Source organism: Fuerstiella sp., assembly GCA_022447225.1.
Taxonomy (GTDB): domain Bacteria; phylum Planctomycetota; class Planctomycetia; order Planctomycetales; family Planctomycetaceae; genus S139-18.
Genome location: JAKVAZ010000009.1, coordinates 48,607 through 73,553, shown reverse-complemented (window position 1 = coordinate 73,553; position 24,947 = coordinate 48,607). Strand labels below are relative to the sequence as shown.

18 protein-coding genes are annotated in these 24,947 nt (G+C 53.4%); 5 read left to right on the top strand and 13 right to left on the bottom strand.

The features are described 5' to 3' along the window. The first annotated feature begins 283 nt into the window (after positions 1-283). On the top strand, positions 284-3,178 hold the full coding sequence (locus MK110_11105) for an isochorismatase family protein (protein ID MCH2211843.1): 2,895 nt from the start codon (positions 284-286) through the stop codon (positions 3,176-3,178). On the opposite strand, the gene MK110_11100 is transcribed toward MK110_11105, so the two are convergent. Then, positions 3,179-3,460: a DUF493 domain-containing protein gene (locus MK110_11100; protein MCH2211842.1), complete on the bottom strand. Its 282-nt coding sequence runs from the start codon at positions 3,458-3,460 to the stop codon at positions 3,179-3,181. It lies immediately after the preceding gene. A 223-nt stretch (positions 3,461-3,683) separates the two neighbouring features. Between MK110_11100 and MK110_11095 the strand changes: the two genes are divergently transcribed. Further along, complete coding sequence (locus MK110_11095; GenBank protein MCH2211841.1) at positions 3,684-4,829, top strand: hypothetical protein; 1,146 nt, start codon at positions 3,684-3,686, stop codon at positions 4,827-4,829. Positions 4,830-4,861: 32 nt separating this feature from the next. Here the strand turns inward: MK110_11095 and MK110_11090 are convergent, their stop codons facing one another. Both MK110_11090 and MK110_11085 read right to left on the bottom strand, forming a co-directional pair. Beyond that, positions 4,862-5,965, bottom strand: a complete 1,104-nt coding sequence (locus tag MK110_11090) for a hypothetical protein (protein ID MCH2211840.1) — start codon at positions 5,963-5,965, stop codon at positions 4,862-4,864. A 182-nt stretch (positions 5,966-6,147) separates the two neighbouring features. Continuing rightward, complete coding sequence (locus tag MK110_11085; GenBank protein ID MCH2211839.1) at positions 6,148-6,618, bottom strand: RidA family protein; 471 nt, start codon at positions 6,616-6,618, stop codon at positions 6,148-6,150. Between the two features lie 1,304 nt (positions 6,619-7,922). On the opposite strand from MK110_11085, the gene MK110_11080 reads away from it, so the two are divergent. The 3 genes from MK110_11080 to MK110_11070 all read left to right on the top strand — a co-directional run bounded on the left by MK110_11080 (position 7,923) and on the right by MK110_11070 (position 10,511). Continuing rightward, positions 7,923-9,284, top strand: a complete 1,362-nt coding sequence (locus tag MK110_11080) for a DUF1501 domain-containing protein (GenBank protein MCH2211838.1) — start codon at positions 7,923-7,925, stop codon at positions 9,282-9,284. A gap of 288 nt (positions 9,285-9,572) precedes the next feature. After that, the gene (locus tag MK110_11075; GenBank protein MCH2211837.1) at positions 9,573-9,947 is read left to right on the top strand and encodes a cupin domain-containing protein; all 375 of its coding nucleotides are present in this window, start codon (positions 9,573-9,575) and stop codon (positions 9,945-9,947) included. Between the two features lie 147 nt (positions 9,948-10,094). Then, positions 10,095-10,511: a hypothetical protein gene (locus MK110_11070; protein ID MCH2211836.1), complete on the top strand. Its 417-nt coding sequence runs from the start codon at positions 10,095-10,097 to the stop codon at positions 10,509-10,511. A 454-nt stretch (positions 10,512-10,965) separates the two neighbouring features. Here the strand turns inward: MK110_11070 and nqrF are convergent, their stop codons facing one another. The 10 genes from nqrF to MK110_11020 all read right to left on the bottom strand — a co-directional run bounded on the left by nqrF (position 10,966) and on the right by MK110_11020 (position 24,810). After that, positions 10,966-12,189 carry an NADH:ubiquinone reductase (Na(+)-transporting) subunit F gene (gene nqrF, locus MK110_11065; GenBank protein ID MCH2211835.1) on the bottom strand — a complete coding sequence of 408 codons (1,224 nt, stop codon included), beginning with the start codon at positions 12,187-12,189 and terminating at the stop codon, positions 10,966-10,968. A 103-nt stretch (positions 12,190-12,292) separates the two neighbouring features. Beyond that, positions 12,293-12,910, bottom strand: coding sequence for an NADH:ubiquinone reductase (Na(+)-transporting) subunit E (gene nqrE / locus MK110_11060; protein MCH2211834.1), 618 nt, complete (start codon positions 12,908-12,910; stop codon positions 12,293-12,295). Positions 12,911-12,920: 10 nt separating this feature from the next. After that, positions 12,921-13,544: an NADH:ubiquinone reductase (Na(+)-transporting) subunit D gene (locus tag MK110_11055; GenBank protein ID MCH2211833.1), complete on the bottom strand. Its 624-nt coding sequence runs from the start codon at positions 13,542-13,544 to the stop codon at positions 12,921-12,923. 18 nt (positions 13,545-13,562) lie between these two features. After that, positions 13,563-14,444 carry a Na(+)-translocating NADH-quinone reductase subunit C gene (locus MK110_11050; protein ID MCH2211832.1) on the bottom strand — a complete coding sequence of 294 codons (882 nt, stop codon included), beginning with the start codon at positions 14,442-14,444 and terminating at the stop codon, positions 13,563-13,565. Then, entirely contained in the window at positions 14,434-15,699 is a 1,266-nt protein-coding gene (locus MK110_11045) for an NADH:ubiquinone reductase (Na(+)-transporting) subunit B (protein MCH2211831.1), read from the bottom strand. Before MK110_11045 ends, MK110_11050 begins: the two co-directional genes overlap by 11 nt. Before the next feature lie 68 nt (positions 15,700-15,767). Further along, positions 15,768-17,219 (bottom strand): Na(+)-translocating NADH-quinone reductase subunit A, encoded by a 1,452-nt coding sequence (locus MK110_11040; GenBank protein ID MCH2211830.1) that lies wholly within the window; start codon positions 17,217-17,219, stop codon positions 15,768-15,770. 280 nt (positions 17,220-17,499) lie between these two features. Next, complete coding sequence (locus tag MK110_11035; GenBank protein MCH2211829.1) at positions 17,500-20,976, bottom strand: PSD1 and planctomycete cytochrome C domain-containing protein; 3,477 nt, start codon at positions 20,974-20,976, stop codon at positions 17,500-17,502. A gap of 353 nt (positions 20,977-21,329) precedes the next feature. After that, positions 21,330-22,247 carry a dihydrodipicolinate synthase family protein gene (locus MK110_11030; protein MCH2211828.1) on the bottom strand — a complete coding sequence of 306 codons (918 nt, stop codon included), beginning with the start codon at positions 22,245-22,247 and terminating at the stop codon, positions 21,330-21,332. Further along, entirely contained in the window at positions 22,231-23,622 is a 1,392-nt protein-coding gene (locus MK110_11025) for an alkaline ceramidase (GenBank protein ID MCH2211827.1), read from the bottom strand. Before MK110_11025 ends, MK110_11030 begins: the two co-directional genes overlap by 17 nt. Positions 23,623-23,625: 3 nt before the next feature. Further along, positions 23,626-24,810, bottom strand: a complete 1,185-nt coding sequence (locus tag MK110_11020; protein ID MCH2211826.1) for a D-galactonate dehydratase — start codon at positions 24,808-24,810, stop codon at positions 23,626-23,628. Positions 24,811-24,947 lie beyond the last annotated feature (137 nt).

Genomic DNA, 24,947 nt, shown 5'->3' with positions numbered 1-24,947 from the left:
TACGCTAATCATTGGGTGACTCGGGCTGTTATACCGCAGGCGGCTGTTAAGATGAAGCTTGTGCCGGTCTTGGGTTTACATTCGAAGCTGCGGCGAATCCCGTTGTGGGTGTGTTGAAATTATTTCACCTCAGTTAGGCCGGACCCAAATGCGGATCCCGTGAATCGGGCTGCACTGGCGGGGGCGAACGCAGCAGTTGAAGTGGTTCAGTTGCAGTTGTTCAGAAGTGGCATAACACTGTGTGACAGTCGTTTTTGCAACGCTGTGCCGGAGACCGAACGGAATGTATTCACATTTGTTATCACTGTTGGCGATCATCGGGATGATGTCAGGATTCGACACAGTTCAGGCCGGCGAAACAATTGACATTCAGCTCCGATACCAGAAGGAAACTCGTCTGCACAGTGGTCGATTCCATCGTCTGATTCGTGACAAAAAGTGGAGGCCGAAAGAAACTGCGATCATTGTGTGTGACGTGTGGGATCTGCACCATTGTCGCAATGCCGTCAGACGGGTGGAAGAGTTTGCCCCGCGGCTGAATCAGGTGCTGGTCCGGGCGAGATCTCTGGGTATGACGATTATTCATTCACCCAGTGGTTGTATGGCAGCCTACGCCGGTCACCCTGCGCGAACACGCGCGGTCACGGTACCGAACGCGGATTTTATCCCGTATGAGTGTGATGAATGGTGTTCTGTGATTCCCTCTGAGGAACGTGCTGTTTATCCAATCGATCAGTCGGACGGAGGCGAAGATGATGACCCGGTCGAACATGCCGAATGGGCTGCCTATCTGTCCAGACTGGGCCGGGACCCTCGGTCTCCCTGGATGAGTCAGTCGGATCTGATCACGATTGACGGCAGTCAGGACTTTGTGTCGGACCGAGGCACAGAAGTCTGGAATGTTTTGCAGTCAAAAGGAATTCGCAATGTGATTCTGACGGGAGTACATACAAATATGTGTGTGCTGGGACGGCCGTTTGGACTCCGGCAGATGTCTCGTAACGGGCTGAACGTTGTGCTGATGCGCGACATGACCGATACGATGTACAATCCGCAACGCTGGCCCTATGTCAGTCACTTCACGGGTACAGACCTGATTGTCTCTCACATTGAACGCTGTGTGTGTCCCACCGTCACCAGCGACCAGTTTATCGGTGGTAAACCGTTCCGTTTCTCACAGGACTCGCGACCCCATCTGGTGATGCTGATTGCTGAACGGGAATATCGGACCAATGAGACGTTGCCTGCATTTGCTGCAACACATTTGGGGCGTGATTTTCGGGTGACAACCGTATTTGGGAGTACCGCCGATCGCAACCTGTTTCCCGGAATCGAAGAGGTCGGAATGGCTGACCTGCTGCTGGTCAGCGTCCGACGTCGTCTGCTGTCGGGAGTACATCTCCAGTGGGTTCGTGACCATGTGGCAGCCGGAAAACCGGTGATTGGAATCCGAACTGCGAGTCACGCGTTTTCCCTTCGGAATCAGGCCCCTCCTGCGGGACGTGAGGAGTGGCCTGAATTTGATGCGGAGGTGTTTGGCGGAAGTTACAGCACCCATCATGGCAACGACCTGATCTCAAACGTCTCTATCATCGGAACGGAACACCCGATTACTGACGGACTGGATGCAGATCCTTTTCCACAGGGCGGGTCGCTGTATCAAACATCTCCGCTGGACGAAGGAACGGAGGTGCTCAGCACCGGAGCCATCGAAGGACTTCCCTCAGAACCTGTGAGCTGGACATTCACCCGGGCGGACGGCGGGAGATCGTTTTACACGTCTATGGGGCACGCAGATGATTTCATGAATCCACAGTTCACACGGCTTCTTTATCAGGCGCTCTGCTGGGCGTCGGGTACGGAACCGTCTGAATCTAGGTCGACCAGCGACTGGATTATCGGAAACATACCGTCCGCCAGTGTGTCGAGTGAGTTCTCCGAAGAAGGCGACATCTGGCTGCGCTGTGTTTTTCGAGGTTTTGCTGACCAGGCCGATAATCAGTCGTTCCTGAACCTCAATGTCCGGACCGGTACTGAAGATGTTTCTGTGTGGGCTAACGGACATCTGCTCTCACCCAATTCTTCCGCGTCGGGGCAGTTTCGTAATTACCGAATCGAACATGATCATTTGGAGAACGGAGAAGCTGTTCTTTTAGTGATTCGTGGCTCGTTGGAATGGCTGACAGAACTGACATCCGCTCCTGTAATTGAATCAAACGATTACCGACTGTCTTTAGAGGGACGCTGGCAGATGAGGACCGGAGTGGGCGAAGATTTTTCCGGTATTCCTTTAGCGGTTAAATTTGCCGCGCCACCCGAAATTGTTTTTACGCCCTCCGAGCCGCTCTGGACCGCCCGTCCATTAACAAAGCCGAATGCATTTACTTCGGGAATCGAAGGCCCAGCCTGCGACCCGACCGGAAATATTTTGGCGGTAAATTACGAGAAACAGGGGACCATTGGGCGTGTCAGCCCGGAAGGTTCCGAAGAACTCTACATAACCCTCCCTGAAGGTAGCACAGGGAATGGAATTCGGTTTGATCGCACCGGGGAGTTTTTCTTCATCGCTGACTATACGGGACACAACGTACTGAAGGTTGATTCGAACAGCCGCAAAGTGACGATTCTGGTCCATGACGATCGAATGAATCAGCCGAATGATCTTGCGATCGCGCCGGACGGGACGCTGTATGCCAGCGACCCTGCCTGGGATCAACGCACCGGACAACTCTGGCGAATTGACATCAATGGAACGATTACACGACTGGCCGAAGGGCTGGGGACGACGAATGGAATTGAGGTCAGTCCGGACGGAAAAACGTTGTATGTCAATGAATCCGTTCAGCGTAATGTTTGGGCGTTCGAGATTACCTCAGAGAAACGCTTAAGGAACAAACGTCTGGTCAGAGAGTTTTCGGATTATGGTTTCGACGGGATGCGATGCGATGTCGACGGGAATCTGTACATAACGCGTCCTCAGGAGGGTACTGTGGTCAAGATGTCACCACAGGGAGAAATCCTTCATAAAGTAAATGTCCTGGGATCTCACCCAACCAATCTGTGTTTTGGCGGACCGGACGGCTGCACGGTCTACGTGACTGAGGTAGACGGTGGCAGGCTGGTGAGCTTCCGAACAGATCGGCCCGGTCGTGAGTGGGCCGAACGACTGAGACCCTGATCACAGAATCAGGACAACGCCATTCATGCCGGTGAGGCGACTGTAGATTGCCAGAACCTGTCGTGGTGATTCACAGTTGGGCTCCAGAGTGATGGCAATATGTGAGCCGTTCCTGGTGGATCTCATAGAGTACACCGGATCAGACTCCATATTCAATTCGTCGCGAACTGCTGCAATCACCCTCGCCAGGAAATTGTCATCTACCGAACCAATGACTTTGAACGTATATGCACATGGAAAGTCGTGTCGAGATTCCAGAAGTTGTACGGACGGCAGCGACATATAATAATCTCAAATCACCGAATACCGGACAGAGTCACCCTGAGAACTCCGACAATTATAATCAGACAGCCGGGAACGCAGATATAAATTTCCGGATTCTGTGTGTGACTTCATTCTCAGCAGACTCGTGCGATTATCAATCGCTCTGTTTCAACAGATGGAATTATGGTGAAATGACGACCTGGATCCGTTTTTTTGCCAGTTTCAGTACGGACGCATGTCAGTGAACCTGCCGAATTCGACACAGATCAGGGTCGCCTTTTGGAATTTGCAGAACCTGTTCGATATTGAACCGTCTCCGATTGCGTCAGAACTTGGTGTTTCGGCTATCAGTGGTTGGGATCGCCGGGCGCTGGAAGCCAGGCTTGAGACAATCGCTACGAGCATTCGCGGTATGTTCGGCGGTGACGGTCCTGAGCTGATTGGACTGGCCGAATTGGAAAACGAACGTGTCGGACAGCTGTTGTTGACGGCGATCGGCCGTGATGATTATGTGTTACTCACCGCCGGTGGTTCACAGTTCCCGGCAACCGGGACTGCATTGATCTGTTCGAAGCGGATTTTCGAAACAGATTCAGCATATGTTCGGGGGCATTTGGTCCATCTTCGATTTCCGACCGCTGATATTCTTGAAGTACGCCTGAAACTTGTCGAGGCTGATACGGAGCTGACTGTCCTGGTGAATCACTGGCCGTCACGTCGTGAGCCGAATTCAAGTGCCTTTCGTCAGACAATCGCCAGCTATGCTGCTAATCTGGTTGATCGATATTTGAGAATGAATCGGCGGGAATACCTGGCACTGGCAGATACGGAACGTTCACGATACCTCCTTCAGGAACGCTGGAATCGAAATCTCCTGTTAATGGGCAGCTTCAACGATGATCCCTGGGATCGAAGTCTCAGCGAGATTCTTAACGCCGGCTATCGGCTTCAGGCGACACAGCAGTCGGAGCCGATTGCGAACAAGGCGTTGCTGTCGTGGCGTGCTTATGCGGCACGCCGTCCCCAACTGTTTAATCCAACGTGGTCGCTGCTTGGGCTTCCTGACCAGGGAACCTGTGTTAATCCGATCGAACCCGGCAGATTAAGCGTCTTTGACCAAATGGTTTTGTCCCGTGGCCTGATTGCCGGCAAGTCAGGTTTGAAGGTCATGGAAAACGAACGTCGAGTTCCACACCTCGAGTGTCTTTCATCGAACGCTATGACTGATGACTGCGGGTACCCGATCTCGTTTAACAGCGAGACGTGTGAAGGATTCAGCGATCGTCTGCCACTCGGGTTGACACTGGAAATGACGACGCTGTCGAGCTTTGATACCGCGGTGTTGAGTACGAGGCAGGGAGTGAACCTTTCCGGCGAATCAGCATAACAATTTGCCCACTTTGAAGTGGTTACTGCTGATCATACGTCAGCAGCTTTGCTGAATCCGCAGCGGTTTTCATACCATCGGTATCCGGAAAGTACCACTTCCTTCGGGGCCGCGGTACGAAATTGAAACTGCTCACGAAGCAATGCGGCGGCTGCTTCCGGGGCGACAGACACGACATCAACATCGGTTGCCAGTTCGTAACCCGCCATTCTTGCCGAACGAGGCATCAGGTCCAGAAACCAGCCTTCTGTTTTGTTCTCAATCGGCGGCTGGACAAGCAGTAGATTCATTGCCAGCTGGCCTGCGCAACGATCGATGGCCGCTGCCGCTGCGTGCAGCTGGCCCGCAACGTTGATCAATTGCGAATCTGTACAGCTTGAGAACGAATCAAACGGGGACTGGCGGGGCACGATTCGCATTTGCCAGGACACGCGTCCCGCGTAGGGACACAATACGAGACACTGGGGATCGGAGAAAACAATTCTTGAACCGTCAGCAACTTCCCAGGTGCACAGGTCTTGCAACAGACGATTGCCGCAGAGATTTCGATGATGTGAACTTTTTTTCAGACGGGTTGCTGTTTGAGGAGGAACCACGTTTGTTGCCAGAATCTGGGAATGAACATGGGGCAGCGACGCTCCTGCGCTGAATCCTTCGTTTCGAAATATCGTAATCGATTTGAGCTGCGGATGTTGTTCGAGATCTCGTACGCGTCGTTGCCAGGCCATCAGAATTCGTGCTGTCTCAGCCACAGAGAGTTCAGTTAGCCGACGATGTGTGACGGGTGATTCGACTACAATCTCATGAATCCCGCACAGTGGAAGTGACTTGAAGGGACCGTCGACGGATTGAGCTGAATTGTCGCATCGTGAAAATACAGAGGGGAACTGATTTGGAACCACGCGTATCAGCCAGCCTGTAGTGTTTGGAAGGCTGTCAGCCTGACGAAGCGCGAGTCGTTCATTCGGTGTATGGCTTTCGTTTCCCTGTACGAACGGGTTGCCCTCCGCAGGGTCTGTCAGATCCGGATCACTGCTTACGGCTCCCGGTCGCTGACTGCGACCGGGAGCAACGATCACACGGCGACCGGTGAGGATATCAACTCGCAGAGACGAATCAGGTATCTGTAGAACCACTGGTCCTGGGTACTCCGTATATCGGGCACGGTGGCAACTGTGAGTCTCTGTAATTCAGTGATCGGTCAGGGAAACGGAAACAGTTGTGTGTTGTGGTGCAGTATACGAATTACGAACCTGCGTTTAATCCGACTGTACGACAGCGCAGATATCGGCAGATGTGAAGCTGATTACGATGAGTATTACCCGGCAGAAACACAGACTTCCGCCCACACACTCAACTGTACCGGCGCATCAAGCGGCATTTCGTTGATTCCCAGCGCGGTGCGTGTGTGTCGACCGCGATCGCCAAACACCTCGTTAAACAAATCAGAGGCGCCGTTAAGTACCTGAGGATGTCCCCGAAAGCCGGGGGCGCTGTGCACATTTCCTTCAAGACGAACAATTTGACGGATCAATTCGAGTTCACTAACCGCAGCCTTAAGCTGTGCGATGGCATTGATCGCACACAATCGTGCGGCCTGATATCCCTGGTCTTCGTTGAGCGCATCACCAAGTTTTCCGGAAAATCCCAGTTTGTCACCGTCCCACGGCAGTTGCCCTGATGTGACAACCATGTTTCCGTACCGGACCCAGGGTTCGTATGCCGCTACCGCCGCAGGGGCCATCGGCAGAGTGATTCCCAGTTCTCTCAGTTTGCTTTCGACAGTCATTTGCGCTTCCTACCATAATCAACGTACGTCGTCGACGCTGCGCGGAGAGTGTTGTCAATCTGCTTGTCGACACGTGCATGCTGGACAAGTGCTAATCGGCTGAAATCTCCCGACAGAAGTCAGCGGAAGCCGGTGTGCATACCGCAGGCAAATGAGTCACTGCTTCATGGTCGTTAATGTTCAGATGCGGAAAGGGGGAGTGACCCGGAACAACGTTCCTCGTCTGAATGATTGAAACTCGCAATTACGCCCACGACGGCGCCGCTGTTGTGGGTGTTCTTTCCTGATGCAGCGTCACGCTGAAACCGGATGTCCAGCATCGCCTGACCGGCCGGGAGTTAAAAAATACAATCATGGTCTGCTGCGGGCAGACGTTTTGTCCTGCCTGGCCACGAAAGACAGATTCGACCTGCCACGCGGGTGTCTGCCCTTTTGATACAAAACTGTCAGAATCCACCGTCCCCAGACCGACCGATCAGCGATGTGAAAAGCCGTGTCGCCATGTTCCGTCCTGGTAACGTGACTGCAGTACCGGTTGTTTGAGCTGGTGCTACAGTGATGACGCCGGGTTGAAAATTGCGGGAGACCTTCAGGTCTTCGAACCAGTGGGCATAGGCTTCCCGTAGTCGGGAGACTCTTTGCGGACGACTGGCTGACATGTCGTGCTGTTCGGACGGATCCGCACGGACAGCGTACAACTCAGATTTTGAGTCGTCAGTCGGGATTGGCTGACGGCGACCAACGGTGTCGGGATTTATGATGTGTGCCCGGCACTGGTTGACCGTCGGTCCGCCGCGGAAATGACTCGGCCACTGCGCAAAACACGGAACTTGAATTCCGCCTTTTGTAGAGCTGCGTCTTTCGGCTCCGTAGACCAATGTTGTAGCGAAGCCCCGCAGGACCAGTGTCAGATAAAAAGATAATGAGTGTGTTGTCGTGCAGGTTCAGTTGTTCGAGTGGGGGCAGCAGGTGCCCGAAATTTTGTCCATGTTCTTCAGTATGCCGTATGCACGTGCCGTGTTTTCGTCGAGACCGGACTCACGAAACGTCTCGACTTACCTGACGTTAATCTCCGGTGGTTCTTGGGGCTGTGCGGGACAGGTAAACGAAAACGAACATGGTGTGTGCATTGAGTCATGAATGTTTTCGGAGGCAAAATGGTCTGTACGCAGTAAAGGATAATATCGTCGTTACCTGCACCACAGATAGTTCGCAACGAATTCCGGAATACCATTTGTCAGAACGACGGTATCAGATATCATACGCTCGCATTCGCAGATCATGCCCTGAGACTGAAGGCTGCCATGCTTAATCTGACTGCTCCGTTCCGCACAGCCAACGGTGGACATCGTCGTCGCAGTGTCCTGAAAGCCGGGATCCTGGGATTGGGAGGCCTGACTCTCTCGGACCTGCTTCGGATCCGGGCCCAGGCCGATCAAACGTCCGAATACAGGGCGAGGCCGACACAAAAGTCGGTGATTCTGTTGTGGCAGCAGGGCGGCCCCAGCCATCATGAAACTTATGACATGAAACCGGAGGCTGTCCGGGATATTCGGGGTCCGTTTTCACCGATCCCCACCAATGTCAGTGGCGTCGAGGTCTGTGAACTCCTTCCGATGCATGCCGCAATTGCGGACAAATTTACAATCATTCGTTCATGTTCTCACAACTGGAATGGCCACAACGATGGAATTCCGATGATGGTCAGTGGGTATCCGGGATGGGACGAACATCGGAACGAATCAACCAATCCTGAGTTGGGTGCTGTCGTCAGCAGGGCATTGGGGCAGGTTCACGAAGGGCTTCCGGTTGCTGTGGGTATGGGAGCACGGCATTACGGATACGTTCCTACAACGGCCACGGGGTACTGGTCTGATACATATCGTCCACCGACTGTCGATAATGGGTTGAATACGGGAGTTAATCTCGATGTCCACCGACTGGATAATCGCAGGCAGCTTCTTGGACAAATTGATCAGCTTCGATGTCGTATTGATTCCGGCAGTCTTCAGGCCGCCGACAATTTTCAACAGCAGGCTTTTGATATTGTTACCGGTGTCAAAGCAAGAGATGCTTTCGACACTTCTCTGGAGGACAAACGTACTTTGACCCGATATGGCGATGGCTGGGGCCGGCAGGCATTACAGGCACGTCGGCTGGTGGAGGCTGGAGTAAGTTTCGTCACCGTTGGAGTTCCGGGGGACAGTGAAATCTATAACTGGGACGACCATGCAGTAAATGGCGATCTGCCGACAGCGATGAGACAACGGTTGCCGCGATATGATCGTGTCGTTACGGCGCTGATCGAAGACATTCATGAGCGAAATCTTGACGAGGATGTCATGATCGTTGTCACCGGTGAATTCGGGCGCACTCCCAAAGGCAACTATCGTAAGGGAAACAGCGACGGAAAAATCAACTGGGGGCGTGATCACTGGGCGAATGCCATGTCAATTCTTGTCTCGGGGGGTGGCAAGCCGATGGGCAGGATTCTTGGAGCAACGAACTCAAAGGGGGAGCACCCCGTTCACGGCGAATTGAGTCCGCAGGACATCCATGCGACCATCTATCAACACTTGGGAATTGACTACAAACGCACGTACAACAACTCCGCCGGACGTCCAATTCATATTTGCTATGGCGATCATATTGCCAGTTGGGGCTGATCACAGTCAGTTGCTGCAGATCCGGACAGTCTGAGAGGCATCAGATTCCACTCTGATAAAGTTGATCGCTGCTTTTGTTCCGACTGTTCCGGAGAGACTATGCCTGTGATGCGGGATTCAGAAACCGTGACAATTCAGTCGTGTTTTTGATACGAAAGCTGCTGAAACATGTGGCCAGCTGTTCATGCATTGCACACGTTTTAGTATGAGTTTGAGACTGAGCCGATAAACATATGTCGAACCTGGCGTTCGGAGTACTACCAGCATTTCAGATTCAGGAGCAGCATGTTGTCCACGTTGAGTCTACAGGTGGCATCAGGAGTCAGAGACGAACTTCCTGACATGCCGATTCCACCGTCGCTAATTGTAGAAGGCAATCCGGTTGCACGAGGGGCCGTACTGACGCAAAGTGAAGATCGGAAAATATCTAGCGGAATCTGGTCATGTGAGCCCGGAAAATTCGAGTGGACGTACGACTGGGATGAGTTTATTCATGTGCTTGAAGGCGAAGTGGAAATCACAGCGGACGAAACTGAACGTATCATCTTACTGCGTTCCGGTGACACCGCACATTTTCCGCTGGGTATGAAGGCACAGTGGCACGTGAAAAAACGCGTTCGCAAATTTTTTGTGATTCGTACGCCTGAACCGTTTGCGCTGTAAGGCTGGAATGTCATAACGTCATTCCACCTTGTTTGGTTTATTGCCCGCAGTGGAGTTGGCTCATCCTGTCGGGTGAGTCACCGTTCACTTATTCCGATCTCGCATGTGCACGGGTGAACGTCTCGTTTCCCGGAGCTAAATCCGTCAATGATGTTTCGGCCCCTGTCGGGTCAGTGGCTGGCACCGGAGAATTTCGATGAGTTCCGGTTGTCTAATTCATCTGAGGAGACGGAAGTCTGGCGTCAAAGTTTCCTCGCGGGCTCCGGTTACAGGATTCGTACGAACGAACGGAGACGTTCCTTGTGGGTTTGTGAGCGGCTTGTAATGAATATTTACGATGTGTGTGCTGTGTCTGATCTGGATATGACGTTTGGTCAACTGGTTCAGGGGTTGGAAGTTATTGACGAGATGTGCGTCCGCCGTGCAGGCGCGGCGGAAGGAAGTCGGGAGATTCGGAGCAACTCGCCAAGAGTAAGCGAATCCTCCTCACAAAAAACAGATGCGCGAGTCCGGACCGGGGATCGCAAAGTCCAGGGAGTCGGTACGGGACCTGATATTTCTTAACAGGCTGCCTGCCGGTGAATAGCGACGTCGATCGATTCCACCGTCGCCTGGGGAGGAGTTCCCTGGCCGCGGACTGTTTGACGGTGTCCAAATGGCTCCGGTACGGGGCACCGACTGCCAGGCTCACCGGTCACCAACAAAATGCACACAGCATACTGCGGTACCGTCTGCTGCAGTTTTTCCGATTGTGTTTGTCTGCAATCGCGTGCCGGACAGTGCTCTGGCCGACTGAATTCCGAATGTGCGGTGTTACAGATTAAATACGGATGTTTTCAACGTGACAGGCTGCCGGCAAATCGTTCCATGGTGGAACATGCTGGGAGTGAACGAACATGCCGGCATACGACAACAGCCGTATTGATTACGGACGAGTTGTAGAAAACAACGACCGATACTCATTGCTGACAAGACCACCGGACTCGTCACCTATGGTTCTGCCGCAACACGCGGGATGTCAGCCGCCAAAATCGTCGTAGGCGATGTTTTCGGGTTCAACACCCAGGCTGGCGAGCATGTCCTGACAGCACTTGAGCATGATGGGCGGTCCGCAGATGTAGTATTCGCAGTCTTCGGGGGCTGGATGATTTGCAAGGTATTCGTCGTGCAGGACCTGATGAATGAATCCGGTCAGTCCGGTCCACTTGTCTTCCTCCATAGGATCCGACAGAGCGATATTAAGCTTGAAATTGTCGTTGGTACTTTCCAGTTCCTCAAATTCGTCCAGATAAAACAGCTCACGTACACTGCGTCCGCCATACCAGTACGTGACATTGCAGCCGGTGTCCATACTGCGGAACAGTTCAAAAATATGCGACCGTAAAGGTGCCATACCAGCACCACCGCCAATGTATATTTTTTCCGCCGGGGTGTCTTTAATGTAAAATTCACCGTACGGTCCGGAAATTGTCACTTCGTCGCCTGGTTTCAGGTTAAAGATGTAGGATGACATCTTTCCGGGCGGTGTCTCCGGTGGATCTTTCGGTCCGGGACTGGCGACGCGAACGTTCAGCATAATGATGCCTTTTTCGCCCGGGTAGTTTGCCATCGAATAGGCCCGCACGACTTCTTCTGTGACAACCGATTCGTATTTCCAGACATCGAATCTGTCCCAGTCTTCGTGATACTCTTCTTCGATGTTGAAGTCACGATATCTGAGACTGTGAGGCGGACATTCAATCTGAATATATCCGCCGGCTTTGAATCCTACGTCTTCTCCTTCCGGCAGTTCGAGAACCAGTTCCTTAATGAATGTGGCCACATTCCGATTGGATCGAACCTTACATTTCCATTTTTTTGTCTCAAACACTTCCGGTGGAACTTCAATCTGCATGTCCTGTTTAACACCGACCTGACAGGACAGACGACACCCCTGCCGTTCTTCCTTCCTGTTGATATGGGTTTTTTCTGTGTCGAGGATTTCACCTCCACCTGTATGGATGTGAACCTTGCACTGAGCGCAGGTGCCTCCACCACCACAGGCTGATGAAACGAAGACTCCGTTGGATGCCAGAGCATTCAGCAGTTTTCCTCCGGCGGGAACAGAAATTTTCTTTTGATCGTTAATCAGGATCGTCACATCACCGTCGGGTACCAAAAGTTTATGGGCCTCAACAATCAGGCCGACCAGGACGACGACGACTCCCGTAAACATCAGAACGCCGAGCAGAATGGTTAACATGACGATATGCCAGTAATGAAGTCTGCGGTTAACGGAGAGCCCGCCGCTCTGCGTCGGCAGGGGCGACGCTTTCGTCACCAACGGTCGGGCCGTCTAAGATTGTCTAAAGTTTGATACCGGAAAACGCCTGGAACGCCAGAGACATCAGGCCTACCACAATGAATGTAATCCCCAGTCCCTTCAGACCGTCGGGAACGTTGCTGTAATTCATTTTCTCGCGAATACCGGCCAGGGCCACAATCGCCATGGCCCAGCCAACGCCTGAACCAACTCCAAAAGCAACGCTGTCGTCGAAGGTCATTCCTCGTTCCACCATAATCAGTGTTCCACCGAGGATCGCACAGTTAACGGTAATCAGTGGAAGAAAGATTCCCAAGCTGTTGTACAACCGCGGAAAGAACCGATCGAGCGTCATTTCGAGGATCTGCACCATTGCCGCAATCACTCCGATATAACTGATCAGTCCGACGAACATCAAATCCTGTTCAGAAAGTCTGTCGCTTCCTGTCCAGCTGAGTGCTCCCGGAGACAGCAGATACTGGTAAATCAGGTTGTTGACCGGAACTGTGATTCCCTGAATCACGATCACGGCGACTCCCAGACCGAGGGCGGTTTTTACGTTCTTTGAAACCGCCAGGAACGTACACATGCCCAGGAAAAAAGCCAGTGCGAGGTTCTCGATGAAAATCGCTTTGACAACGATGCTGAGGTAGTGTTCCACGGGACCTGTCTCACTTGCCAACTTGTTCGGGTTTGAATGTTCGGATCACCCAGATAATCAGTCCGATCAGCACGAAAGCGCTGGGAGAAATCAACAGAAGTCCGTTGGTTACGTACCAGCCTTCATCAGTGACCGGGTGAAGCACCGTGTATCCCAGCAGTTTACCTGATCCGAAGAGCTCTCGAACAAATCCAACAAGAATCAGGATCAAGCTGTATCCCAGCCCGTTTCCGATTCCGTCCAGAAAGCTCATCCACGGTCCGTTTTTCATGGCGAAGGCTTCAGCTCTGCCCATGACGATACAGTTTGTAATGATCAATCCCACGAAGACCGAAAGCTTTTGACTGACGGAGAATGCAAAAGCCTGCAGTAGCTGGTCCACAGCGATTACCAGCGAAGCGATGACCGTCATCTGTACGATGATCCGGATTTTGTGAGGAATCACCTGGTTGATCAGACCGATGGCCGCTCCGGAACATCCGGTCACCAGTGTGACGGCCAGTGCCATTACCAGCGACGTCTCCAGCTTTACAGTTACTGCCAGAGCGCTGCATAGTCCGAGCACCTGCAGCGTAATTGGATTGTCATTAATTAATGGGTCGAAAAGGACCTGTCTGGCTGTCTTGTCGGCCATGAATTTCTCCTGGAACCTTTACTGCGCGGTCGTTGACAGCGTCTCTGAGGTGGGACCGTTCCCTGGACTGCCGGAATCTGAATCAGAATTCGCAGCCGAGTCGGAGAGGAATTTCAGATATGGGCCAAAACCGTACTCGCCGAGCCAAAACTTCAGCATTCCGGTGACGCCGTTGGAAGTGATTGTTGCTCCGGACAGCGCGTCTACCTGATAGCCGGTTGTCGCTGTCTTGGAAACTTCAACGCGAACCTTCCAGTCCGCATCGTACACCATTTTTCCCGGCCATTTGGCGGTCCAGAGCGGGTTTTCAACTTCTCCGCCAAGTCCAGGTGTTTCGCCATGCTCGTAGTATGACAACCCTTTGATCGTGATTGACTCCGGACCCTGTGTTACCTGTGTCAGATCAAGCGCAATGAATCCCCAGAGTGTGGACCACAGCCCGTAACCTCGAATCGGCAGCACGAGAGTCTTCAGTCGACCGTCTTCTTTGACTTCATAGACGGTAGTGTATTTTTCACGTTTGCGGATACCGGCATCGTCGCGGACCTCCACATTCCTGTCGAGTTCCGATATCAGAGTATGCCATCGGGAGTCACGGGCGGCGGCTTTTGGATCAAGTTCACCGGATCCTTCCTGGACTCGATTCGTGGACCGACTTCGTTCCAGATCAATGAACACCGGCGTGATGTACTGGCTGTAGAACGCCTCTGCTTCCTGTTTTGTGTTTTCGGATTTGTTCCATAACCCGGCAGCCGTCAGAATGTTTTGTTGTCGAAATGCTTCCTTTTGTTCCTTCTGAACGCCTCTGAGTCCCACAGCGAGTGAAGACACAACTACAGAACAAACCAAACACAGGACCACAGCGACTTTGAATGTATACAATGTAGATTCACGTTGCATCGCGGGCGGCCCTCCGCTTGACATTTTGGTCCTTGACGAAATAGTCAATCGTCGGAGCAAACACATTGCCGAACAGGATTGCCAGCATAATGCCCTCCGGAAACGCGGGATTGACGACTCGTATGATGATTGTCATCACTCCGATCAGGATTCCGTAAATCCAGCGTCCCTTGTCCGTCACGGCGGCGGACACAGGATCGGTTGCCATGAAGACCAGACCAAAGGCCAGACCTCCCGTCATCAGATGCATATGCGGCGGAACCTGAAACACGGCATTGGTGGTGCTGGCGACTCCGTTCAATGCCATAGACAGTCCAGTGGCTCCTGCCAGCACTCCTGCCATGATTCTCCAGGAGCCGACTCCCGTGATCACCAGGAAACCGGCTCCCAGAAGACACGCCAATGTCGAAGTCTCACCCATTGATCCCGGGATCCAGCCCATAAACGCGTCAAACCAGCTCAGGTTCAGCGTACTGACAACGTCTTTGTATGAGTCAGCGGAGACGTCACGAACGGAACCCATCGTTGTCAACAGCGTCGGACCGCTGAAACTATCGACAGCTGCCACCCAAACCTTGTCTCCGATGATCTGTCCTGGATAGGCAAAGTAAAGAAATGCCCGGCCGGTCAGTGCGGGATTCAGAATGTTGCGACCGGTGCCACCGAAAACTTCTTTACCAATTACGACTCCGAAACTGATTCCCAGTGCTACCTGCCACAGAGGTATTGTCGCAGGGAGTGTCAGTGGAAACAGCATTCCCGTTACCATAAAGCCTTCATTGATTTCATGGCCTCGTGTACAGCTAAAGATGAGTTCCCATGTGCCACCAACGATATTTGTTACCAAAAAGACCGGGAAAAAATACAGGGCGCCATGAATCACATGCCACAGCCAGTTCCCGCCGGATCCGGGGGACCAGCCCATATTCCGAAGCATTGCGGCTCGCCAGCCAAGTTCGGCAACCAGATCATCCGGGGACATTCCGTTTTCAATGACGGAACGAGCGGCCAGATTGGTCTGGTAGCCGGTGTTCCAGCACGCCATATAGATACACGGGGTCAAGGCAATGACCACAAAAATCATCATCCGCTTCACATCCATGCCATCACGGACGTGAGCAGCACCGTTGGTCACGATTCCCGGGGTATACAGGAAGGTGTCGAGTGCTTCGTAAACCGGATAGAGCTTTTCCAGTTTTCCACCCTTGTGGAAAAATGGCTCCATCTGATCCAGTTTGTTACGCAGAAATTTCATCGCGGTTGAAAATTCTCACCCGAGCAGTGAGGCCTTGTTGATCGGACATCGTGTGATGTGTGTAATGTTCAGCCTTCGCGCTCGATTGTCGTCAGACTTTCACGAAGCATCGGGCCATATTCATACTTGCCTGGACATACAAAGGTGCACAGGGCCAGGTCTTCTTCATCCAGTTCCAGGCACCCGAGTGCCTGGGCTTCTTCCGTGTTACCAACAATCAATGATTTCAGCAAAAACGTTGGCAGAATATCGAGCGGCATTACCTGTTCGTACATGCCTATCGGGACCATGGCCCGTTCGTTGCCTTCCTGAGACGTCGAGAACGCAAATCGCTTCGTTCGGTCCAGTGCCGACGAGAAAATTCGTCGGACTGAAAATCGATTTGCCCCGGGGGTCAACCAGCCCAGAAATTCTCGCTGGTTCCCCTCAGCAACAGCAGTCGCCTGCAGATGATAACGACCCAGATAGGCAAAGACTCCCGAAGAGGTTCTGCCGCTGAGTACGCTGCCGGAGATACACCGATGATTTCCCTCCGTAAGTCGTCCTGCGAAAAGTTCATCCAGAGAGGCACCCATTCTCGAACGAATCACCTGAGGAGTCTCAACGGACGGACCTGCAACTGAGATGACTCGATCGACAGACAATCGTCCGGTTGTTACCAGATGACCAATGGCAATCACATCCTGATAATTGATTGTCCATACAGTCTTGGAGGGGCCAACCGGGTCCAGGAGATGAATATGTGTCCCCGGCAGTCCGGCGGGGTGCCGTCCGTCAAACTCTTCCGGCTGAATGCTGTCGCCGTCCTCGCCCGGAAGTACCTGAGCCGGAGGACGGCAGAGGAAAACCGGACCGTCCGTCAAACGCGACAGTGCCAGCAGACCGAAGTGAAAATCGTGTTCCCGTTCCTGAATGACCATGCGTGGCTCTGCAGCCAGCGGATTGGTGTCGATGGCCTGTACAAAGATTGAACGCGGTTGACTCGCCGGCAATGGTATTCGACTGTAAGGTCTTGTACGGAATGACGTCCACAGTCCGCTGCTGACCAGGAGGTCGACCAGTTCACTTCGGTCAACAGACCGGAGATCTTTGTTCGCCAGTGCCGGAAACTCGATGGAGTCGTCACCTTTCACATCGATGACGACTGACTGGAAAACCCGGCGTTGTCCCCGATTGATTTCAGAGACCTGTCCCGCAGCCGGACTGGTAAAGACGACACCCTCTGTTTTTTTGTCTGCAAACAGTGGCTGCCCGAGTTTGACGGTGTCTCCCGGTTGTACCAGCATCGTTGGCTTCATGCCGATATAATCGGCGCCCAGCAGTGCCACTTTTGTGACCGGGGGCCCCGCAGTGATCCTCTGTGGAGGATGCCCGGTGATCGGCAAATCCAGACCTTTTGTGATGCGATGCATTGGTTGGCTACAGATTGTTCGTGGCAAATTGACGGGTAGTGGGCCCACCTGGTGCGATTCGGCAGTCGGATACGGTTCCTGCGATCCCTGCCACGAGGGATCAGACATGATTGAGTACGGTAAAATGCGAGCGGAAACCGGGCGATCATCACGGAACCACCCCCACCCAAACTCACATGTTCGCGCGTATCTTAATCAGGCCCCTCCGTATTGGAAGCCCGATACTGTATGGTCGGAAGTCACCTTCAGATCGGCTCAGAGGTTCCCGACCACGAGAACTTCATTTCCTGGCGACAAAGCAGGTTCGAGCGATTTCGAGCGATGTGGACTGCGATTGGACCACCGGATTCAAGCCATTCTTTCGGCTCGACAGGAAAAATGACCACAATCAATCCACGAACATGAACTCGTTGCTCATCAACAGGACCTGAGCAAGTTGTTCTGTTGAACCTGCGGTCAAAAAATTCGCTGCCATCTGAAGTTCTGCGTGCGACGGCGAGCGTCCCAGCGCTTCAGTGTACAGGTAAATTATCTTTTCCTGCCCGGAAAAATTGTCGGCTAATTTCCCAAGCGCGTCAGCCGCTCTGGCAGTGAACTCCGAATTCATTGCGAACAGGGCCTGCTGTGGAACGGTTGTGTTCACTCGACGGGATGTGGAAGTGTCAGCATTTGCGAAATCAAATGTCTGTACCATCGCCGGGATGTTCTGCCGCTCAACAAATGCGTAAATCGTTCGGCGAGTATTTGAAGATTCCGTAATCAGCAGTGGACGTCCATACATTTTGGTGTCCATTTGGCCTGATACGGCCAGCATGCTGTCCCGCATTTGTTCAAAATCAAGCCGTCTGCGGTTCGCGTGCCACAACAGTTCATTCCTGGAGTCAGATTCAAGCTGGCGGGCCATTCGATCGGTTTCAGGAATTTGTGAGGCTCGCTGGTATGCCTGAGAGGACATGATCAGTTGATGGAGCGGTTTTGTCCTCCAGCCATTCCTGATGAATGAATCAGCCAGGTAGTCCAGCAGTTCAAAATGAACCGGTCGCTTGGTTCTGAGGCCGAAATCTCCGGGGTTTTCCACCAGCGGCTCCCCAAAATGGTGCATCCAGACTCGATTGACCCATACGCGTGCCGTTAAGGGATTGTCAGCAGCAGCGATAGCATCGGCCAGATTTCGTCGACCGCTTCCGTCAGGAAAGCTGATTCGGGGTTCTGCCGACAGGACCTTCAGGAAATGGCGTCCCACAGGTGTTCCTCGTTGACCAGGGTCACCTCGCTGGAAGATCACCGGTTCGTACAAAACTTCACTGTCAGCCAGCACCATGGCGCGTGAAGGCGCGTTCGGGTGCTTCACAGCAATTGCATCGAGTTCACTCAACAGGTCTTCGAAGTCAATCTTGTCAAACCTGGACAGATACAGGCGCAAATCCTCCCTTGGAAACCATATCGGACTTTGCCGTGATACCAGTAACGATCCCAGCGGATCATCCTTAAGTGCCAATTCATGACGCTTTGTCTGAAGTTCCAGTCTGTGGCGTTTGAGTTCTGCAGTCTCAGCACTTCGACGTTGATCGGATTCCCTGGAAAACTGAGGGACAATCTGCGGATTTCCGAAAACAGCCTGGCTGCGTGACGGATTCTGTGCCGATGCGGTGACCACTAGTGTAAGAAAACGTGCGTGTTCAGGAATACGGACGTCGATGTCAATGCCGTTCTTCTGAACGCCAACGTTGTTGTGTTCCAGAATTTTTTGAGCGTCGAGATAGAGACTCAGGTGAAGCCGGCTTTCGTCGGCCTCGCCAGTATGACCAAACACCGTTTTGAATCGGGACGCTTTGAAAATGCATGCGTCCCGCATTGCCTGAATGTCGAAGGTGATCCCCTTGTCGGCGCCTATTCCCAGCATCCGATTTGGAGCTGCGGAATAGTCAATTCCGTCTATTGAGTTCACGGTGGCTCCGCTGACCGGGCCATACCGGAAATAGTCCCAGGTTTGATTACTGGATTCCGTGTTTGTGGTGATCACAAGACCAGTGGAACTGATTGTTGTTTGCCCGGAGTTTGGTACGAACACCCCGTCGATGAATTCGCTGGTCTGAACTTCGACCAGCCGGCCGGGGTGTTCGATGTTCACCGATCCCTCCTGATCGCCTGTGATGTTTCCGGTGGCCGGGTGGATACCGCGACCTCGCCTGCCGCTGCCAAATCCATTGCCGCCGCCGGTGAGATCCGCGATGCTGACCGCATGGGTGTTCCGTTCTGTGAGGCGATCATCAATCTCACTGATCTGTTCGATCAGTTGTCTTTCTGCGTTCCAGACACTGCGGAGAACCTGCCCGTAGGTTCGGGCAATCTGTTCTGGAGTTTCAGGGGAGGCGGCAGTCAGAGCGTTGATGATGCGGGAATCCACTCCACGTTCGCGCCATTCCGTGGTCCGCAGTACGGGGCTTTGCATCAGATCATGCCACGGTCCAAACACAGGATCATCAGGAAACGCACGTTTTGAGATCAATTGTCGCCATCGCCAGGTGATTCCGGGGCGCAGTTGTTCGGGAACCAGAGAAAGAAAGAAAATTGAGGTTTCATCAATATCAGGTTCAGTGGTGGCGACTCGAACCAGATACTCGGGAGTGCGGACTCGTGCCGTATTCACCGTTGATTCGATGTAGGATTTCTGACTCGCCCGGACTTCTTCGAGCTTTGCTGAGTACTCCTGTTCAAATCCGCGGCCGTCTTCAGAGACCTCTGCGATTCGCGGACGATGGTATGGTTCGATACTACTGGCAAAAATGCCGTAAAGGGAATAGTAGTCCGCCGTAGGAACCGGATCGAATTTGTGATCGTGACATCGCGCACAACTGACTGTCAGGCCCAGAAATCCTCGCGTGATGACATCGATCTGGTCGTCAATCACGTCGTGACGATTTTTGTCAAACATGGGGCCCAGTGTCAGCAAGCCCATAGCAGCCAGCTCCGGTGAATGTTTCGGAAGCGACAGCTGATCGCCGGCAAGTTGTTCCTGGATGAACCGGTCAAAGGGTTTGTCCTCATTAAATGAACGGATAACGTAATCGCGATACGTGTAGGCAAACGGTCGAATACGTTCATCGCCGTACATCAGAACACCGTCCTTGGCGTCCGAATAACGAGCAACATCCAGCCAGTGACGTCCCCAGCGTTCCCCGTAGCGAGGCGACGCCAGCAGATGGCGAATCAGTTCAGAGAAACCCTCACGATATGCCGTCTTCTGTTCAGGAGTTGGCGGCAGTCCCAGCAGATCGAATGTTGCACGGCGCAGCAGCGTGTGCGCATCTGCACGTTCCGTGGATGCGAATCCGGCATCGCTGAGTTTTTGCAGGACCAGAAAGTCGACCGGATGAACATCGTCCGGGATCTGAGGAGGATTCAGAGGCTGAAACGCCCAGTGGAGTTTTGACTTCGTGTCGATATCGGTGAGGATCTCTTCGCCGCTTCGAGGATCCACAGCCCCGGTCCGAATCCATTCCTTCAACAGTGAAATGTCCTTGTCGGACAACTTACCGCCTGCCTCATCCGGGGGCATTTTTAGATCCGGGTCCTGCCAGGACACGGCCCGAAACAACAGACTGGACGAAGGATCACCGGGGACAATGGCCGGACCTGCATCTCCTCCTCGTTCCCATCCGGATTTCAGGTCCAGCCGCAGGTTTCCTGATGCTTCGTCTTCGCCGTGACAGTCGTAACAGTGGTTAGCCAGAATCGGACGCACATGATTTTCGAAAAACTCCACGGTGTCCGCCGGCTGATTCGATGCCTGGGCCGTTCCGAATCCGGTCAGGAACAGCAGAAGGAGAAAGCATCGTGTGGTTTCGCTTTTGTGACTGATCATTGACGCACTTTTTACATGCATTGGTGAACAGATTCTATGACGGTCATCGCCATACGCCTCGTTCACTCCTGTTTCATACCATTTGGGTCAGCTGCCACTGGACGGATTCCCTGGGTCGCATCTTCGATCTGTTTCAAAAACCGGTGACGGCCCGGCTGACTAGCGTGGCGACTCCGACAGATTCCGTCAACCGGTTGTTAGCGATGTGGTCTCCCGCCGCGGTTCTGAAAGGACCCGGAAATGTCGCCAGGGTTGGCTACGTGACACGGGACGTGGCTCCGTTGAAATCTCGTCAGTCTCGGGTATCTTCGGTTTGACCGGATGTTGTGGTGTCGACAGTGGAAAACGTCGGTTCAGACAACTGACTGAAATCTTGCAAACAGCCGGTCAATCTCCCGGCGCGTTTCATCGTCGAGGTCCCAGGCGTTCGGCTGAATGCGAATTGTATTGGGATACAGTCCGCGTTTATGCAACAGATATTTTTCGACCGCCAGGAAACCGTCGAGCCCGGCCTGGATCTGCAGAGTCACGATGGCGCAGATCGGCAGGGACAATTCGTAGATTCGGTTTTCATCTCCCGCCTCCAGTGCCTTCCACAGTTCGACAATACCATCGAGTAATTCCATGCCGGGCATCGTTCCCACAATTCCGCGGCGATGACAGTCCACCAGACTGATGCCTCCGGATCCTTCAAAAATCCTTGCCGCTCCGTCGGTTGCATCCCGCAGTTTTGAAAGGTTGGGTCCCAGCGGACTCGCTTCCGGTTTAAACAAAATCCGCTCAAACCCAAACTGATCCAGCAGACTTCGGTAAACCTTTAAATCAATACTTCCCCCCACGTAACTGGATGCATCCTGTACCACCAGGGGAATCGACACGCTTTGAGCGATGGCTTCGAAGTAGGACAGAGTCTGTGCACTGTCCAGTCGGGTTGCCACCGGCGGAATGGCCATGACTGCAGAGGCTCCCAGTTCTTCAGCGTGGCGGGCGTACTCGATCGCCTCGCCGGTGCTTTCTGCACCGGCGCTGATGACAGTGAAACCTCTTCCGGCGACAGCTTCGCAGACTTCAGCGGCCAGTTCCCTTCTTTGATGATAGCCAAGTCGCAGGACCTCACTGACCATGGCCACCACGACACCGTGGGCTCCGATCTTAAAGGCCCAGTCAATCCCTGCACGCAGAGTGTCACGGTCCAGACTGAGTTGTTCGGTGAACGGTGTCTGCAGAACGGTAAGAATGCCGTTCAGTTGTTCGTTACTCGTTGAGGACATGACGGATCGCTTTAGTCATACAGTCAAGTGTGAGTTCCAGGCTGCCCCGGTCAAATGGAGTCTGCCAGACAGGATAAACGTCGGTGTCGTACAGGTCAGCGGGTGGTAAATATCCGATTGAACCGTTGATCAGATTCATACATATGATGACGCGGTCAGGAAACTGTCGGCGTAATTCCTGCTGCAGAACAGAGTACGGTTCACAACAGCACCCAACCAGAACGGTGTCACCGATCCGCCAGGCATGCACCGCCAGTTCCCAGTCAGGACCGTTACCGATCGACCGACGTATATCTCGTTTCCGGCGGAGACGTTCTTCCTCTGCGCGTTCGTCGCAGGCGAGACGCTGCTGCTCCAGTTCCTCCGCGGTGGCCCAGTCTTTCAGCGGAAGCCGCACACTGGTCTGAAACGCTTTCAGTGCCGGAGATGATTCCGACGGCAGATGACGCCATGCCGCCAGCGGTGCCCCGGATTCCACTGCTTTCTGAAAAACCAGTTGAGTCTCAGGTGGTTCCATATCCTCCAGAGCAGATAACGCGGCCAGTGCCAGCTGCCGACCATGCCGATCGGCGACGCTGGGGTCACCCACGTACTGGTAACGAGGTGCGAGATCTCCACAGATCCCGAGCATGAAGAACGCCGGTGCACCTGTGTGGTTCTGCATCGTTTCCCGCATGGCACCCGGATAGTCGGGAGACAGTGCGGTGTTTTCCCACGCCAGTGTTGTGGGATGGCAGGCATAGTTCACCAGAGTCGCACGAATGTTTCCACTGGAATCAGTAATCCTGCCTAACAGCAGTGTGTCATCGGCTTCACCGTCCGGGTTGAAGCCGCACAGCAGGCGATTACGGCTGCTGTCCGGATCGGGCAGGTCTCTTACCGTAGCCAGTTGGCATCGACCTGTGTTCCATTCGAGAATGCTGTCCGTCTGAGCTGACTTTGCCTGACGTACTGCCTGGACGGTGCGGTGGTGCAGTGTTTCCATCCATTCCTTAAGCAGCCCACTTCCCGAAAGAAGATCATCCGGCTGCTCCAGCGGCGGACCCGCATGAGTATGGCTGAGCGCAAAGATCAGGTCAGAAGATTCCACCTCCAGCTCTCGAAGCAGCCGCTTGTGAAATTCGGTAAACACCTGAGGCGTTTTCCACCATCCCAGATCTGCATCAATGAATATCAGTGGTGATTCTTCAGTCTCTGAGGCCAGAGTGAGAACAGAAAGAGTCAGTGATCGGTGAACCGCATCAGCGACGTCGTGTTCAGCAGCGCCCCAGTTACGCGAATAAGTCCCGATGGCGGGCGTGATGTCCGTTCGGGCAATTCCAATCTGTCCTCGGAAAGATGCGTGCCGGAAATGACGTGGTCCGTTCGAGCTCATGGATTACCAGTCTCCCACAGCACCATCGCGATAAAACACACGTTGAGGAATTTCCTGTTCAAACGGATGTTTGAGAACCTCCGCTTCATTAATGGAGATCCCCAGTCCCGGTTTGGACGTTGCTTTGACCGTTCGGGTTGATTCTTCGACCAAAAAACCTTCCTGCACCACATCCTGTCGCCACGGAACATCGTTGTGGACAGACTCACAAATGATGTAGCCGGGTTGTGAAAAACCGAATTCCAGTGATGCCGCTGTACTGACCGGTCCCTGTGGATTATGCGGTGCTAAAGCGATTCGGTATGCATCCGCCAGAGCCGCAATGCGGCGTGCTTCACTGAAACCACCGCAGTGCGTCAGGTCCAGTTGACAGATCTCGCACCCGCGGAGAGTAAACAAATCACGAAATGCAGCAAGATCGGTCAGCCGTTCACCTGTTGCAACCGGTGTAGACACGGCTGCATTGATTGCTGCAAGAGCGGCCGGATTTTCGGGCCAGCAGGGTTCTTCGAAGAAGTACAGTCCGTACGGTTCCAGGGCCGTGGCGAACTGCATTCCCATGGCCGGTGAGGGACGCGCATGGCAGTCCACCATGATATCGATTTCGTCACCGACGGCGTCCCGCATTTCTGCCACACAGGCGGTGGCTGTCCGAATCGGTTTCAGACCTTCCACCGGCATCGTGGGAGGAACCGCCATTGACTTAAATGCGCTGAACCCGTCGGAAACGGCTTCCTGAGCCAGATCAGAAAACTGTTTCGCATTGTCAACCGAAGTTTCGTAGAACTTCTCCAGGTTTCCGCCGCCCAGGTGACAATACAGACGAATCTCATCGCGCACCGGACCGCCCCACAACTGGTGACAGGGCACGTCGTGAATTTTTCCCACGATATCCCACAGGGCAAGGTCGATTCCGGAGATTGCCGTCGAACGAACGATGCCCGAGCCATGCCAAAAATGCTGCCGCCACATCATTTGCCAGAGGTGTTCTACTCGCCGGGGGTCTTCTCCCAGTATGAGCTGTGAAATATCTTCAATAGCTCCTGCCACTGCCCGGGTGTTCCATTCGAGCGTGGCTTCTCCCCAGCCGATCAATCCCGGTTCGCTTGTCACAACCTTCACAAATATCCAGTTCCGCATCCGTGCATGGCAAATGAGTGTTTCGATGCTTTGTATGGTGATTGGCATGATTTCGTGTGGTCAGTGAGCAGGACAGTTCGCAGAGTCAGAGACGATGATAATCGTCACTGGTGATTTGTGCCATTCCACCGAAACATCATTTATGTTCGACAGCAAATCCTGATTCAGCCGTCACGCTCTGGCGC

Coding starts and splice junctions, on each gene's coding strand:
- MK110_11040 (MCH2211830.1), bottom strand. CDS start 17,219: ATGTCTGATCCCTCGTGGCAGGGATCGCAGGAACCGTATCCGACTGCC.
- MK110_11035 (MCH2211829.1), bottom strand. CDS start 20,976: ATGATCAGTCACAAAAGCGAAACCACACGATGCTTTCTCCTTCTGCTG.
- nqrF (MCH2211835.1), bottom strand. CDS start 12,189: ATGTTAACCATTCTGCTCGGCGTTCTGATGTTTACGGGAGTCGTCGTC.
- MK110_11020 (MCH2211826.1), bottom strand. CDS start 24,810: ATGCCAATCACCATACAAAGCATCGAAACACTCATTTGCCATGCACGG.
- MK110_11025 (MCH2211827.1), bottom strand. CDS start 23,622: ATGAGCTCGAACGGACCACGTCATTTCCGGCACGCATCTTTCCGAGGA.
- MK110_11055 (MCH2211833.1), bottom strand. CDS start 13,544: ATGGCCGACAAGACAGCCAGACAGGTCCTTTTCGACCCATTAATTAAT.
- MK110_11050 (MCH2211832.1), bottom strand. CDS start 14,444: ATGCAACGTGAATCTACATTGTATACATTCAAAGTCGCTGTGGTCCTG.
- MK110_11070 (MCH2211836.1), top strand. CDS start 10,095: ATGATGTTTCGGCCCCTGTCGGGTCAGTGGCTGGCACCGGAGAATTTC.
- MK110_11085 (MCH2211839.1), bottom strand. CDS start 6,618: ATGACTGTCGAAAGCAAACTGAGAGAACTGGGAATCACTCTGCCGATG.
- MK110_11105 (MCH2211843.1), top strand. CDS start 284: ATGTATTCACATTTGTTATCACTGTTGGCGATCATCGGGATGATGTCA.
- MK110_11100 (MCH2211842.1), bottom strand. CDS start 3,460: ATGTCGCTGCCGTCCGTACAACTTCTGGAATCTCGACACGACTTTCCA.
- MK110_11045 (MCH2211831.1), bottom strand. CDS start 15,699: ATGAAATTTCTGCGTAACAAACTGGATCAGATGGAGCCATTTTTCCAC.
- MK110_11030 (MCH2211828.1), bottom strand. CDS start 22,247: ATGTCCTCAACGAGTAACGAACAACTGAACGGCATTCTTACCGTTCTG.
- MK110_11080 (MCH2211838.1), top strand. CDS start 7,923: ATGCTTAATCTGACTGCTCCGTTCCGCACAGCCAACGGTGGACATCGT.